13 protein-coding genes are annotated in these 14,352 nt (G+C 67.2%); 11 read left to right on the top strand and 2 right to left on the bottom strand.

Going from position 1 to position 14,352, the window contains the following annotated elements; genetic code table 11:
* Positions 1-30 precede the first annotated feature (30 nt).
* The 11 genes from fabF (at position 31) to cysE (ending at position 12,907) form a co-directional block, all read left to right on the top strand.
* Complete coding sequence (fabF, locus tag AAIL68_RS08680) at positions 31-1,293, top strand: beta-ketoacyl-ACP synthase II (protein WP_347139381.1); 1,263 nt, start codon at positions 31-33, stop codon at positions 1,291-1,293.
* Positions 1,290-2,474 (top strand): endolytic transglycosylase MltG, encoded by a 1,185-nt coding sequence (gene mltG, locus AAIL68_RS08675; RefSeq protein ID WP_347139380.1) that lies wholly within the window; start codon positions 1,290-1,292, stop codon positions 2,472-2,474. Before fabF ends, mltG begins: the two co-directional genes overlap by 4 nt.
* A 124-nt stretch (positions 2,475-2,598) precedes the next feature.
* Entirely contained in the window at positions 2,599-3,051 is a 453-nt protein-coding gene (locus tag AAIL68_RS08670; protein WP_347139379.1) for a hypothetical protein, read from the top strand.
* Between the two features lie 268 nt (positions 3,052-3,319).
* Positions 3,320-3,739, top strand: coding sequence for a permease (locus AAIL68_RS08665; RefSeq protein ID WP_347139378.1), 420 nt, complete (start codon positions 3,320-3,322; stop codon positions 3,737-3,739).
* Positions 3,690-5,030: a terminase family protein gene (locus AAIL68_RS08660; RefSeq protein WP_347139377.1), complete on the top strand. Its 1,341-nt coding sequence runs from the start codon at positions 3,690-3,692 to the stop codon at positions 5,028-5,030. The genes AAIL68_RS08665 and AAIL68_RS08660 overlap by 50 nt, the downstream gene beginning before the upstream one ends.
* A gap of 104 nt (positions 5,031-5,134) precedes the next feature.
* Positions 5,135-6,316 (top strand): phage portal protein, encoded by a 1,182-nt coding sequence (locus tag AAIL68_RS08655; protein WP_347139376.1) that lies wholly within the window; start codon positions 5,135-5,137, stop codon positions 6,314-6,316.
* 3 nt (positions 6,317-6,319) lie between these two features.
* Positions 6,320-6,553 (top strand): hypothetical protein, encoded by a 234-nt coding sequence (locus tag AAIL68_RS08650; protein WP_347139375.1) that lies wholly within the window; start codon positions 6,320-6,322, stop codon positions 6,551-6,553.
* 3 nt (positions 6,554-6,556) lie between these two features.
* Positions 6,557-7,084 (top strand): HK97 family phage prohead protease, encoded by a 528-nt coding sequence (locus AAIL68_RS08645; RefSeq protein WP_347139374.1) that lies wholly within the window; start codon positions 6,557-6,559, stop codon positions 7,082-7,084.
* Between the two features lie 105 nt (positions 7,085-7,189).
* The gene (locus AAIL68_RS08640) at positions 7,190-11,317 is read left to right on the top strand and encodes a phage major capsid protein (RefSeq protein WP_347139373.1); all 4,128 of its coding nucleotides are present in this window, start codon (positions 7,190-7,192) and stop codon (positions 11,315-11,317) included.
* A complete protein-coding gene (locus AAIL68_RS08635; RefSeq protein ID WP_347139372.1) occupies positions 11,307-12,017 on the top strand; it encodes a DUF2793 domain-containing protein in 711 nt (236 codons plus the stop codon). The genes AAIL68_RS08640 and AAIL68_RS08635 overlap by 11 nt, the downstream gene beginning before the upstream one ends.
* Before the next feature lie 71 nt (positions 12,018-12,088).
* Positions 12,089-12,907, top strand: coding sequence for a serine O-acetyltransferase (gene cysE / locus AAIL68_RS08630; protein WP_347139414.1), 819 nt, complete (start codon positions 12,089-12,091; stop codon positions 12,905-12,907).
* Here cysE and AAIL68_RS08625 read toward each other — a convergent pair.
* Together AAIL68_RS08625 and AAIL68_RS08620 are read right to left on the bottom strand one after the other, a co-directional pair.
* On the bottom strand, positions 12,898-13,962 hold the full coding sequence (locus AAIL68_RS08625) for a quinone-dependent dihydroorotate dehydrogenase (RefSeq protein WP_347139371.1): 1,065 nt from the start codon (positions 13,960-13,962) through the stop codon (positions 12,898-12,900). The genes cysE and AAIL68_RS08625 overlap by 10 nt on opposite strands.
* Positions 13,959-14,294, bottom strand: a complete 336-nt coding sequence (locus AAIL68_RS08620) for a DUF952 domain-containing protein (RefSeq protein ID WP_347139370.1) — start codon at positions 14,292-14,294, stop codon at positions 13,959-13,961. Before AAIL68_RS08620 ends, AAIL68_RS08625 begins: the two co-directional genes overlap by 4 nt.
* Positions 14,295-14,352: the final 58 nt, after the last annotated feature.

The following is a 14,352-nucleotide window of genomic DNA, read 5'->3' as shown; positions in this document are numbered from 1 at the left end:
AACGAATTTGCAGCTTGAAGGACATCGCGGATGCGCAGGGTTGTTGTCACCGGGTTGGGCATGGTCACGCCGCTGGCCTGCGGCGTCGAGGCGACATGGGAACGGCTGCTGGCCGGGCAGTCGGGCGCCGGGCCGATCACCCGCTTCGATCCCAAGGACGTGGTGACGAAATACGCCTGCGAGATCCCCCTGGGCGATGGCAGCGACGGCAGCTTCAACCCCGACGACTGGATGGAGCCGAAGGACCGCCGCAAGGTCGATGACTTCATCCTGTACGGCATGGCGGCGGCCGAGCAGGCGGTGAAGGATTCCGGATGGGAGCCGCAGACCGATGAGGACCGCGAGCGGACCGGCGTGATGATCGGTTCGGGCATCGGCGGGCTGACCTCGATCGCGGAAACGGCGGTGCTCATCAAGGAACGCGGGCCGAAGCGTGTGTCGCCCTTCTTCATTCCGGGGGCGCTGATCAACCTGGTCTCGGGGCAGGTGTCGATCCGCTTCGGCTTCAAGGGGCCGAACCATGCGGTTGTCACGGCCTGTTCCACCGGGGCGCACGCCATCGGCGATGCGGCGCGGCTGATCATGCTGGGCGACGCCGACGTGATGGTCGCGGGCGGTGCGGAAAGCCCGATCAGCGAGATCGGCATTGCGGGCTTCAACGCCTGCAAGGCGCTGTCCACCAAGCGCGACAACGATCCGCAATCGGCCAGCCGCCCCTATGACGTGGACCGCGACGGCTTCGTGATGGGCGAAGGCGCGGGCTGCGTGGTATTGGAGGAATACGAACACGCCAAGGCGCGGGGCGCGAAGATTTATGCCGAGGTGCTCGGTTATGGGTTGTCAGGCGACGCCTATCACATCACCGCGCCGTCCGAGGATGGCGATGGCGGGTTCCGCGCCATGCAGAACGCGCTGCGCCATGCCAAGCTGGAGCCTTCGGCGATTGACTACATCAACGCGCATGGCACCAGCACCATGGCCGACACCATCGAACTGGGCGCGGTCGAACGCCTGCTGGGCGATCACGCGCCGAATGTGGTGATGTCATCCACCAAGTCGAGCATCGGGCACCTGCTGGGTGCTGCGGGCGCGGTCGAGGCGATCTTCTGCGTGCTGGCGATCCGCGACGGGATCTGCCCGCCGACAATCAACCTGGACAACCCGGCGGTCGAGCCGAAGCTGGATCTGGCGGCCAACGCGGCGGTCCGGCGCAAGGTGGATGTGGCGCTGTCCAACAGCTTCGGCTTTGGCGGCACCAATGCGTCGCTGGTCTTGGGCGCGGTCCGCGAATGATCTGGCGCAACATCGCGTCGAATTTCCTGACGCTGCTGATTGTGCTGCTGATCGTGGCTGCGGCGGCGGTGGCCTGGGGGCGGCACCAGTTCACAGGGCCGGGGCCGAGCGCGGTCGCGCAATGCGTGCAGGTCACGCCGGGCGCGAGCCTGAACGCAGTCAGCCAGCAGCTTGCCGAGCAGGGGGCGATCAGCAATTCCTATGTCTTTCGGGCGGGGACGGACTACCTGGACAAGGCGCGGGATCTGAAGTTCGGCAGCTATCTGGTGCCGCCCCATGCCAGCATGGAGCAGATCGTTGGCGTCATCACGGCGGGCGGGCCGTCCACCTGCGGGACCGAGGTTCTGGTGCGCGTGGGCGTGCGCGAAAACACCGTGCTGTTGCGCGACATGAACCCCGAAACCGGCGCCTTCGAGGAGATGGCGCGTTTCAATCCCGCAACCGAGACCGCCCCCGAGGCGATCACGGCTGCGGTGGACAAGCCCGGCGCGCGGCTGCGCATCGCCATGGCTGAAGGGGTCACAAGCTGGCAGGTGGTCGAGGCGTTGAAGGCCGCGCCCTTCCTGACCGGCGAGGTCGAGAAGATCCCGGCCGAAGGCAGCCTTGCCCCCGATACCTATGAGGTCGAGAAGGGCAGCAGCCGCAGCGCGTTGCTGTCCGAGATGGGTCAGCGGCAGGCGGCGATCCTGGCCGCCGAATGGGAGGCGCGGCCCTTTGGCCTGCCCTACGAGACGCCCGAGGAGGCGCTGGTCATGGCCTCGATCGTGGAGAAGGAGACGGGGGTGCCCGAGGAACGGCCGCAGGTCGCCAGCGTCTTCGTCAACCGGCTGGAGCAGGGGATGCGGCTGGAGACCGACCCGACGGTGATCTATGGCATCACCAACGGGCAGGGGGTTCTGGACCGCGGCTTGCGCCGGTCGGAACTGGCGGCGCGCACGCCCTATAACACCTATCGGATCGAAGGCTTGCCGCCGACGCCCATTGCCAATCCGGGGCGTGCGGCGATCCGGGCGGCGTTGAACCCGGACCAGACGGATTACCTGTTCTTCGTGGCGGACGGGACCGGCGGGCACGCCTTTTCCCGCACGTTGCAGGAGCACAACGCCGCCGTGGCCCGCTGGCGCGAGATCGAGCGCCAGCAGGGCGGCGATCCGACAAGCCCCGTGCAGGGCGACGGCTGACGCGGTCCAAGCCGTTCAAAGGATTTGACAAGGCCCGTCCCGTTGCGCAGCATCGTTGCAAGGGGCGGGCTTTTTCAATGGCGTGAACCCGCGCCGGGCCGTCGCCTTTGCAGGAGGATGCGCCATGAAACTGTCCGACATGTTTTCGACCCTGGCCGACAACGCCCGCCTTTACGAGCAGCGGGTGACCGAATGGCAGGACCAGATGACCGCCCGCAACGACGAGATGATGGCAAGCGCGCGCAAATGGCAGGAAACCGCCATGCAGCGCCAGGACGAGATGAACCGCCAGATTCGCGGCTATTTCGACCAGGCCGGGGAAAACGTCCGCAGCCAGTGGCAAACCATGCAGACCGTCTGGGAAGACCAGTTCCAGAAGATGCGCGAAAAGGGCGAGGAAATGCGCTCGCAAGCCATGAAGTCGGGGCATTTCCCCGAATGGGCCGAAGCCTATGCCGCGCAGATGGTAGGATTTGCCCAGAAGATGCAGGACGAAGCCGCCAATGCCATTGCCGCCGCGACCGAGGCGCGGGGGAAGGGGAAAAGCGGCAAGGGCGCCGGCGCGAAGGACGTGTGAGCGGCGAATCCTGTTGCGTTCTGCCGGTGTCCTGAAGGCGGCCAAGGAAAGGGTGTTGCGCAGGGTGTTGCACGGGTTAACTTGCTGTTTGTAGCCGATAATAATCCGTAGACCGTGCGCGCCCTGGTTTAGCAATTGACTTGGCGAACGCCCTGGGGTAGAACATTCACATGCTGGGAAAAGTGGGCAAGCGGCCGGGGGGCGACCCCTAGGGCCGCTTTTTCAGTTTTCGGCTCGTGCGGACAGGACTCGAGGCGGGACAGTTTGCATGAACGATATGGAATGGCGCGGGATCGACGATCCCGAAGGACCGTTCGTGGCCGGGGACAACCCGGCGCGGGCGGGCGTGAAGCCGGTTGCGAGTGCGGAGGCGGCGATGGACCCCAGCGAGGCCATCGCGGTCGCCGAAGGGTTGTTCTGGTCCTATGTCAAGGATTTGAAGCGCCACGAGGCCGCGTTGGAGGCCCGGCAGAGCGGGGCCGTCGATCCCGCCGAACTGAAGGAAGCCATGCAAACCGCGAAGGTCGTCCGCGAGGCGGTGGGCCTTCTGATGGCGGAAAGGAACAGGGTTGACAAGTTACGCAAGGACATCGCCGGAGTGGTCGGGGGCGGAAGCCTCGACCTTGACGCGGCACGAGATGAAATCGGGCGCCGCCTGGCTTGCCTCCGCCGAGCCGGAGGACGTTGACGCGTTCCTGGGCGGTTTGTCCGAAAACGCGCTGATGGCGCTGCCCTGGCTGTTCGAGTTCTGGGCCCTGCCGCACCAGTTGCCGCCCGAGGGCTGTTGGAAGACCTGGGTGATCATGGGCGGGCGCGGCGCGGGCAAGACCCGCGCCGGGTCCGAATGGGTGCGGCGGATGGTCGAGGGGCCGACTGCCGCCGCACCGGGGAAATGCCATCGCGTGGCGCTGGTCGGGGAGACCTTCGACCAGGTGCGCGAGGTGATGGTGTTCGGCGAAAGCGGGATCCTTGCCTGCTCGCCCCCCGACCGGCGCCCTGTCTGGGAGGCCGGGCGGCGGCGGCTGGTCTGGGCCAATGGCGCGACCGCCACGGTCTATTCCGCGCATGAGCCCGAGGCCTTGCGCGGGCCGCAGTTCGACGCGGCCTGGGCGGACGAGTTGGCCAAGTGGAAGAAGTCCGAGGATGTCTGGGACATGCTGCAATTCGCGCTTCGCCTGGGCGAGCATCCGCAGCAGGTGGTCACGACCACGCCGCGCAATGTGGGCGTGCTGAAGCGGATCCTGGGCAATGCCTCGACGGTGACGACCCATGCGCCGACGGATGCGAACCGGGCCTATCTGGCAGAAAGCTTCCTGGCCGAGGTGGCGTCGCGTTACGGCGGCACGCGGCTGGGGCGGCAGGAACTGGATGGCGTGCTGCTGGACGATGTCGAGGGCGCGCTGTGGACGACCGCCATGCTGGAGGGCTGCCGCGTGGAGCGGGCGCCGAGGCTGTCGCGGGTTGTCGTTGCCGTCGATCCGGCGGTGACGGCAGGCAAGGCCAGCGACGAATGCGGGATCGTGGTGGCGGGTGTCGTTGCCGAGGGTGAGCCGGGAAGCTGGACGGCCTATGTGCTGGAGGATGCGACCGTGAAGGGCGGGCCGCTGGACTGGGCGCGGGCCGCGATTGCCGCGATGGACCGGCATGGGGCCGAGCGGCTGGTGGCCGAGGTGAACCAGGGCGGCGATCTGGTCGAAACGGTGGTGCGGCAGGTGGATTCGCTGGTTCCGTTCCGGGCGCTCCGCGCCGGGCGCGGCAAGGGGCTGCGGGCCGAGCCGGTGGCAGCGCTTTACGAGCAGGGGCGGGTCAGGCACCTGCGCGGGCTTGGCGCGCTGGAGGACCAGATGTGCCAGATGACGGTGCGCGGGTTCGAGGGGCGCGGATCGCCCGACCGGCTGGATGCGCTGGTCTGGGCGATCCACGAGCTGGTGATCGAGCCGGGGGCAAGCTGGCGGCGGCCGCAGATGCGGCGTTTGTAAGGGAAGGCTGGGGGCTTCGCGCCCCCAGACCCCCGCGGGATATTTGGACCAAGATGAAAGGGCTGCCGTTTGGCGGCCCTTTTTCGTTGGCATGGAGGCGAGAGATGGCGTTTTGGTTGTTTTCACGGGAGGAGAAGCAGGCTCCTCCGCCTGAGAGAAAGGCCAGTGCGACCGGCCGGGTCGTGGCCCTTGCCAGCGGCGGCAGGGCGGTCTGGTCGTCGCGGGACACGGCCAGCCTGACGCGGGGCGGCTTTGTCGGCAACCCGGTGGGCTTCCGCTGCGTCAAGCTGATTGCCGAGGCCGCGGCGGCGGTGCCGCTGGTCTGCGAGGACCGCGACCGGCGCTATGACATCCATCCGGTGCTGGATCTGCTACGGCGGCCCAATCCGGGGCAGGGCCGGGCGGAACTGTTCGAGGCGCTGTTCGGGCAGATGCTGCTGTCCGGGAACGGCTATGTCGAGGCAGCGGGTCTTGGCGCGCAGGGCTTGCCCGAGGAACTGCATGTGCTGCGGTCTGACCGGATGAGCATCGTGCCGGGGGCGGATGGCTGGCCCGTCGCCTATGATTACTCGGTCGGGGGGCGCAAGCATCGGTTCGATATGACGGGCAGTCCCGATCCGATCTGCCATATCAAGTCCTTCCATCCGCAGGACGACCATTACGGGCTGTCGCCCATGCAGGCGGCGGCGGTGGCGCTGGACGTGCACAACAGCGCCTCGGGCTGGTCGAAGGCGCTGCTGGACAATGCGGCGCGGCCCAGTGGCGCCATCGTTTACAAGGGCGTGGACGGGCAGGGGGTCTTGTCGCCCGAGCAATACGACCGGCTGGTGGGCGAGATCGAGATGAACCACCAGGGCGCGCGCAATGCGGGGCGCCCGATGCTGCTGGAGGGCGGGCTGGATTGGAAGCCTATGGGGTTCTCGCCATCGGACATGGAGTTCCATGAGACGAAGCTGTCGGCGGCGCGGGAGATCGCGCTGGCCTTCGGGGTGCCGCCGATGCTGCTGGGGATCCCCGGCGACGCGACCTATGCGAACTATGCCGAGGCGCATCGAGCCTTTTATCGCCTGACGGTGCTGCCCCTGGCGACGCGGGTCGCGGCGTCGGTCGCCTGGTGGCTGTCCGAGCATCTGGGCGCCGAGGTCGAGCTGCGTCCCGATCCCGACCGCATCCCTGCGCTGGCCGAGGAGCGGGACCAGCAATGGAGGCGCGTGGGCGAGGCGCTGTTCCTGACGGATGCGGAAAAGCGGGCGCTGCTGGGGCTGCCGCTTTTGGCCGGGGCGTGACCCATGGAGGGGTCGCGCTTTGTCAAGGACGGCTTCGGCTGGCACGAGCAGCGGTTCGAGGCCCAGGAACGGATCATGGCGCTGCAATTCGGCACCATGGAAAAGCGGCTGGAGCGGATCGAGACGCTGATCGAGGGGCTGGAGCGGCGGCTGTGGATGACCGTCTATGGCGTCGTCGCGGTGATCCTGACGCAGGCGGTGCAGGGCATTTTGGAATTCGCGCCGAAAGGAGGCTGACGGATGGTTCCGGGACTTGAGGTGAAATTCGCGGGCGGCGCGCCCGTCCTGAGCGATGGGCAGGTGATCGAGGGCTATGCCAGCCTGTTCGGCCTGACCGACCAGGGCGGCGACGCGGTGGCGCCGGGGGCCTTTGCGGCGTCGCTCGCGCGGATGGCGGCCAAGGGGGACAAGGTGCGGATGCTGTGGCAGCACGATCCGCAGAAGCCCATCGGCGTCTGGGACGAGATCCGCGAGGACGAAAAGGGCTTGTGGGTCAAGGGCCGCCTGCTGCCCGAGGTGGCGCAGGCGCGCGAGGCTGCGGCCCTGATTCAGGCGGGGGCCATCGACGGGCTGTCGATCGGCTATCGCACGATCCGCGCGGAACGGGACAGGCAGGGCCACCGCGTGCTGGCCGAGGTCGAGTTGTGGGAGGTGTCTCTGGTCACCTTCCCGATGCTGCCCGAGGCCAAGGTGGGCCGCAAGGAGGCGGACGACCTGCGCGAGGTGGCGGCGCTGTTTTCGGCGGCTGCGGAGGCTTTGCGGGTTTGAGGTTAAGCGGTGCGTGCAAGCACGCACCCTACGGGTTTGGGCCGTTACGGCGGTCCGAAAAACAGGGGCGGGTCGGCCCCGATCATCGCGATGAGGAGAAAGACCATGACCGAGGTGAAAGCCGCGGAGGGTGGCGGCACGGCCGCCGACCTGAAGGGGGCCATGTTGGGGTTCGTCAGCGAACTCAAGGGCTTTCGGGACGACATTCAGAAGAAACTCAATGCACAGGACGAACGCATGACCATACTTGACCGCAAGACCGCCCTTCGTGGCCGCACCCCGCTGTCCGCCACCGCCGAGGTCGAGGTGCCCCACCAGAAGGCGTTCAACGGCTATCTGCGCAGCGGCGACGATGACGGGCTGCGCGGCCTGGTCATCGAGGAAAAGGGCCTGACGGTCGCCAGCGACGGCGGCTTCCTGGCCGCGCCGCAGGTGGCGGAAACCGTGCAGAACGTGCTGCGCGCGGGCGCGTCCCTGCGCAAGCTGGCCAATGTCGTGACCATCGAATCCGCCAGCTATGAAGTGCTGGTCGAGAAGGGCGAGACCGCTGCGGGCTGGGCCATCCCGCGCATCTGGGGGCAGATGCGCCTGCCGGGCCATGTCATCTGGGCCTCGCCCCTGGAGGAGGTCGCGCGGTCCGAGGAGGCGGGCGGCGGCAAGGGTGCGCCCAAGTCCAAGGTGACGCAGATCAGCTATCGCCTGTCGGTCGCGCTGGCGCTGTGCGAAGGGCGCATCCTGGGCGTGGGCCGCGTCTGGGCGGATGGCGAGGAAATCTCGGCCGATGACCTGAACATGCGGGTCTATAACGGCGACGAGGTTCAGCAGCCCGACCCCGCCATTGCCGCGCATGAGGGCGATGGGGCGCCGGCCTATCGCGGGTTGGCCTATGTGGTGCTGGAGGATCTGAACCTGGAGCCCTGGGGCAACCGGATGCCGCAGTTGAGCTTCGAGGTGACATCGCCCGCGCAGGACGGCAGCGGCTTGTGCCGCGACGTGCAGGCGGTGGCGCTGATTCCCGGAACGGGCGAATATTCGCTGGCGACGACGCCGGTCAATCAGGATCTGGGCCTGGGCGAGTTGCGGTCAACCAACGTGAACACGCCGATGGGCGGGACGGACTTCACGGCCTCGATGAATATCCTGGGGCGCGAGTTGCCGAAGGTGGGTTCGGTGTCGATGGTCGTGTCCTGGTTCGGCAGCGACCTGCGCATCAACCGCTGCACCGTGCAGCCCAAGGTCGAGCAGAAGGAGATCGACGGGGACGAGATGCCCTGGACGGTGGCGGGCATCGACCGCGCGAAGGCGGCCCAGGTTTCGCGCGTCAACGACCGCCCGATCTATGGCGGAACGCCTGCGGATCAGGCGGTTGTCGAGGGGCTGCGGGCCATCGCGGCATCGGGGCGGAAGGCGATCTTCTATCCCTTCATCCTGATGGAGCAACTGGCGGGCAACAGGCTGCCCGACCCCTATGGCGCCGAGGAACAGCCGGTCATGCCGTGGCGCGGGCGGATCACGACCTCGGTCGCGCCGGGGCGGGCGGGGTCGGTCGATGGCACGGTGGCGGCTGCGGCCGAAGTCGAGGCGTTCTTTGGCGCCGCCGCCGTGGGTGACTTCGTGCGGGATGGCGGCAGGGTGCGCTACAACGGGCCGGACGAATGGTCCTATCGCCGGTTCATCCTGCATTACGCGCATCTCTGCGCGGCGGCGGGCGGGATCGACGCCTTCCTGATCGGCTCCGAGATGGTCGGGATGACGCAGATCCGCGGCGCCGGGAACAGCTATCCCGCCGTGCAGCAGTTGTGCCGCCTGGCCGCCGATGTCCGCACGATCCTGGGGCCGTCGGTCAAGATCGGCTATGCTGCGGACTGGTCGGAATATTTCGGCCATCATCCGGGCGGGGGCGAGCTGTTCTTCCACCTCGACCCGCTTTGGGCGCATCCTGACATCGACTTCATCGGGATCGACAACTACATGCCGCTGTCCGACTGGCGGGATAGAGAGGAGCATCTGGACGCCCATTGGGGCCGCATCGGAAACCCGGATTACCTGGAGGCCAATGTCTGCGGGGGCGAGGGGTTCGACTGGTATTATGCCAGCGACGCCGACCGCGATGCCCAGCGGCGCACGCCGATCACGGACGGCGCCTATGACGAGGCCTGGGTCTGGAAATACAAGGATCTGAAAAGCTGGTGGCAGAACCTGCATTACGACCGCCCGCAGGGCGTGCGGTCGCGGCAGGCGACGGGTTGGGTGCCGGGATCGAAGCCGATCTGGTTCACGGAATACGGCTGCGCCGCGCTGGACAAGGCGACGAACCAGCCCAACAAGTTTCTGGATGCCATGAGTTCGGAAAGCACGCTGCCCCATTATTCCAACGGGCAGCGCGACGACGCGATCCAGGCGGGTTATATTCAGGCGGTCATGTCCTATTGGTCGAAGCCCGCCAACAATCCGGCCATGGCCGATGGCCGGCGGATGCTGGATCTGGACCGCGCGCATGTCTGGTGCTGGGACGCGCGGCCCTATCCCGCCTTTCCGGGGCGGCCGGATCTGTGGTCGGACGGCCCGGCCTGGCAGCGCGGCCATTGGCTGAACGGCCGGGCGGGGTCTGTGATGCTGGCGTCGGTCATTGCCGATATCTGCCGCGAGGCGGGCGTCAGCAGTTTCGATACCAGCGAAGTCACCGGCGTTGTCCGCGGCTTTCAGGTCGGCGGCGGAGAAACCTCGCGCGCGGGTTTGCAGCCGCTTCTGCTGGCGCATGGCATCGACGCGGTCGAGCGTGACGGTTGCCTGCGGTTCCTGCCGCGCGACGGGCGGGTCAAGCGCAGCCTGGGGCGCGAGCATCTGGCCATCGGCGAGGAGGTCAGTGACTTTGAAACCGTCCGGCAGGCCCAGGCGGAACTGTCGGGACGCTTGCGGCTGACCCATGTCGAGGCGGGCGGGGATTATGCCACCGCCACGGCCGAGGCCAGCCTGGCCGATGTGGATGGCAACACGGTCAGCGACAGCGAATTCGCGATGTCGCTGACGCGCGCCGAAGGCCGCGCCATTGCCGAGCGTTGGCTGGCGGAAGCGGTCGTCTCGCGCGATACGGCGCGCTTTGCCCTGCCGCCTTCGGTTTCCGATCTGGGGCCGGGGGACGTGATCCGCATGGATGACGGCCGGGCCGAGCCGAAGCAGTGGCGGATCGACCGGGTAGAGCGCGCGGGCGCCATCACCGTCGATGCGGTGCGGGTCGAGCCTGGCGTCTACCAGCAGGCTGTCACGAACGAGGATGACGGGATCATCAACCGTTATACCCCGACCTTGCCGGTCTGGGCGCTGTTCATGGACCTGCCGCTGCTGAAAGGGGATGAACAGCCGCACGCGCCCTATCTGGCGGCGACGGCGAAACCCTGGCCGGGGTCGGTGGTCGCCTATTCCTCGATCGAGAGCGATGGCGGGTTCGATCTGAACACGGTGCTGACCAGGCGGGCGTTCATCGGGCGCACCGAGGCGCCGCTGCTGCGCGCGCGTCCGGGCGTCATTGACCGGGGGGCGCCGCTGCGCATCCGTCTGAAGGACGCTTCGCTGCGGTCGGTCGGGATGAAAGCCTTGCTGGCGGGGTCGAACACCCTGGCGATCGGCGACGGATCCATGGAGAACTGGGAGGTGATCCAGTTTTCCAGGGCGGTCCCGGTCGGCAAGGATTTGTGGGAGATCGGCCAAAGGCTGCGCGGGCAGGCGGGCACCGACGGCATCATGCCGGACGCCTGGCCAAAGGGCAGCGTCGTCGTGCTGCTGGACGGTGCGCCGCAGCAGGTCAGCCTGCCGCCCTCGGCCCGCGGGCAGGAACGCTTCTGGCGCATCGGTCCCGCGCGGCGGGCCTTTGACGATCCCAGCTATCGCGCGCAGGTGACCGAGGCACGGGGGATCGGGCTGCGGCTCTATGCGCCCTGCCATCTGCGCGCCAGGGGACGCACGCTGTCCTGGATCCGCCGCAGCCGTGTCGATGGCGATGGATGGGACGGCGCGGACATCCCGCTGGGCGAGGTTCGCGAACGCTATCGCCTGCGCCTTTTGCAGGGCGGCGTCGTGCTGCACGAGGCCGATACCGGCGCGACGGAATACACCGTTCCCGAAGACATCTGGAGCGCCGCCCATCGTGGCGGCGCCTTTACCGTGGCTGTTGCGCAACTGTCCGACCAGTTCGGTGCGGGCCCTTACGCCAGGAGAATCATCAATGTCGAATGAAACCATGCGCCTGCAACTGCCATTGCTGCAATCCGCGCAGGCCCAGAAGCACGTCACCGTCAACGAGGCGCTGATGCGGCTGGACGGCCTGACCAACCCCGTGCTGGAAAGCGTGACGGTTGTCGCCCCTCCCGCAGCGGTGATCGACGGGCAATGCTGGGGGGTTCCGCAAGGCGCGGCAGAGGCATGGTCAGGACACGCGGGCAGCATTGCCGTAGGGGCGAACGGCGGGTGGGTCTTCGTCTGCCCGTCGCGCGGGATGCGGGCCTTTGTCGCCGATCGTGGCACCGAGGCGTTCTTCGACGGGCAGGCCTGGTTCATCGGTGCCGCCACGTTCGGCACCATGGGGGCGGGCCTGGCCTTCGGGATGACCGAAAGCGAGGTGACGGTCCGGGCGGGTGCTGTCTTCGACACCGGCATCGCCATTCCGGCAAGCGTCATGGTGATCGGCGCGGTTGCGCGGGTCACGCAGGCGCTGACCGGAACGCTTCAAACCTGGCGATTGGGGACGGCGGATTCCAACAACCGCTTTGGCCAGGGCCTGGGCAAGGACACGGGTTCCTGGGCGCGCGGGATGCTGGGCACGCCCATGACCTATTACAGCAGCGCGAACCTGCTGATGACGGGCGAAGGGGGCGCGTTCACCGGAGGCAAGGTGAAGCTGGCCGTCCACTGGCTGGAACTGCGGCTGCCCGATTGACGGCTGTCCTTTTCTCTGCCGCTGCTTCGCGTTAAGAAGGCGCAAGACTGGCGCGGAGCCCTGACATGACGATGCAAGGCAGCAAGACCCTGGGGCTTGATCGCGATGCGATCTGGTCGCAATTGCGCGATGAGGGGCGGGCAGCGGTTCGGGACGAACCGTTGCTGGGATCCTTGATTCATGCGGGGCTGCTGCACCATTCCAGCCTGGAAGCGGCGCTGGCCTATCGCTTTTCCCTGAAGCTGGCCAGCGGCGAGATGAGCGAACAGATCCTGCGCGAGATCGCGGACCAGGCTTATCGCACCTCGCCCGAACTGGGGGATGCGGCGCGCGCCGACCTGATGGCGGTCTATGACCGCGATCCGGCGACGCACCGGCTGTTGCAGCCGATCCTGTTCTTCAAGGGTTTCCAGGCGCTGCAGGCCTATCGCATGGCGCATTGGCTGTGGCAGCAGGAACGGCGCGACATGGCCTATTTCGTGCAGATGCGGTGTTCGGAATGCTTTGGCGTGGACATCCATCCGGCGGCGGTCATCGGCACCGGGGTGATGATCGACCACGCCCATTCCATCGTCATCGGCGAAACGGCGACCGTCGGCAACGATGTGTCGATGCTGCATTCCGTCACACTTGGCGGCACCGGCAAGGAGGATGGCGACCGTCATCCCAAGATCGGCGACGGGGTGATGATCGGGGCAGGGGCCAAGGTGCTGGGCAATATCCATGTCGGCCACCATTCGCGCATCGCCGCCGGTTCGGTGGTCCTGCAGGATGTGCCTTCATGCAAGACGGTGGCTGGCGTGCCCGCGCGGATCGTGGGCGACGCCGGCTGTTCCGAGCCGTCGCACAGCATGAACCAGTTGCTGGGCCTGGGCGAAGACTATCTTTGAGACCAGTCGGCGGCGCCGCTGCCGCGAAGCTCGGCCAATGTCGTGCCTTCGATCCGCAGGCGCTTGTCCAGGCCCTTCGCGATCTGCGTGACCAGCGAAAAGCCCTGATAGATCAGCGCCGAATAGATCTGCACCGCGCTTGCGCCGGCCCGGATCTTCTCCCACGCGTCATCGGCCGAGGCGATGCCGCCCACGCCGATCAGGGGGATGGCGCCGCTTGTCGCCTGATAAAGCTTCGCCAGAACAATGGTCGAGCGATGAAAGAGCGGTTTGCCCGACAGCCCGCCCACCTGCGCGGCTTGGGGAGCGGACAGGTTGTTCCGCGACAGGGTGGTGTTGGTCGCGATGATGCCATCGACGCGGCATTCAGAGGCGACGGCTGCGATATCGGCAATCTCGCCGTCGCTCAGGTCGGGGGCGATCTTCAGGAAGACCGGGCGCCGCTGCGCCAGCCGATCCCGCGCCTGAAGCACGCCGCGCAGAAGCGCCGCCAAGGCGTCCGCACCCTGCAGGTCGCGCAGGCGTTCGGTATTGGGCGAGGACACGTTGACGGTCAGGAAATCCGCCGATGCACCCGCAATGTCCACGACGGCTGCAAAGTCCGCGGCCCGGTCGCTGCTGTCCTTGTTCGCGCCGATGTTCAGCCCGACGGGAATCCCTGCTGGCCGTCTGGCCATCCGGGATGCGATGACCTGCGCGCCCTCGTTGTTGAAGCCGAAGCGGTTGATGATCGCGCGGTCTTTGGTCAGGCGGAACAGGCGGGGCTGCGGGTTGCCGGGCTGCGGGCGCGGGGTGGCGGCGCCCAGTTCGATGAAGCCGAAGCCCGCGCGCATCAGGGGAGCCACGGCCCTTGCGTTCTTGTCGTAACCGGCGGCAAGCCCCACCGGGTTCGGCAGGTCAAGCCCCGCAAGGCTGGTGCGAAGCCTGTCGGACGTGACCGGCGTCCCCGGCAATGGCACCAAGCCCGACGACAGCGCGCGGATCGACAGGTCATGCGCGCGTTCCGGGTCCAGCCTGTGCAAGGCGGCCAGACCGGCTTTTTCCACAAGGTTCATTCCAGCGGTCCTGTTTCGTGGCCGTTCTGACCGGACAGGATGTCGCGCGACCAGGCAATGTCGTCCAGCCTCAGCGGGCGGTAGAGATGCGGGAACAGATCCCCGCCGCGCGAGGGTTCCCACCGGAGATCACCGCCAAGGCGGGACGTATCGCAGGCCAGCAGCGTCAGGTTTTCCTCGGCCGAAAAGTGCCTGGACAGCGTGACCGGCAGTTGCGCGGCGGTCGAGAAATGCACGAAGCCGTCGGCCAGATCGACCGGCGCACCTTCTGTCATCCCCTGGGCCTGAAGCCGCGCCCATTCCCCGGCGCGAAGAATCTTGTAGATCATCATGGCGGCATTTGCGCCGGGGCGAACGGTTGGGTCAAGTGAGCCGCTGCCAAGATTCCGT

It is taken from the genome of Paracoccus sp. SSK6 (assembly GCF_039770665.1).
Taxonomy (GTDB): domain Bacteria; phylum Pseudomonadota; class Alphaproteobacteria; order Rhodobacterales; family Rhodobacteraceae; genus Paracoccus.
The sequence above is the reverse complement of the archived record's forward strand: the minus strand, read 5'-3'. Positions and strand labels throughout refer to the sequence as shown.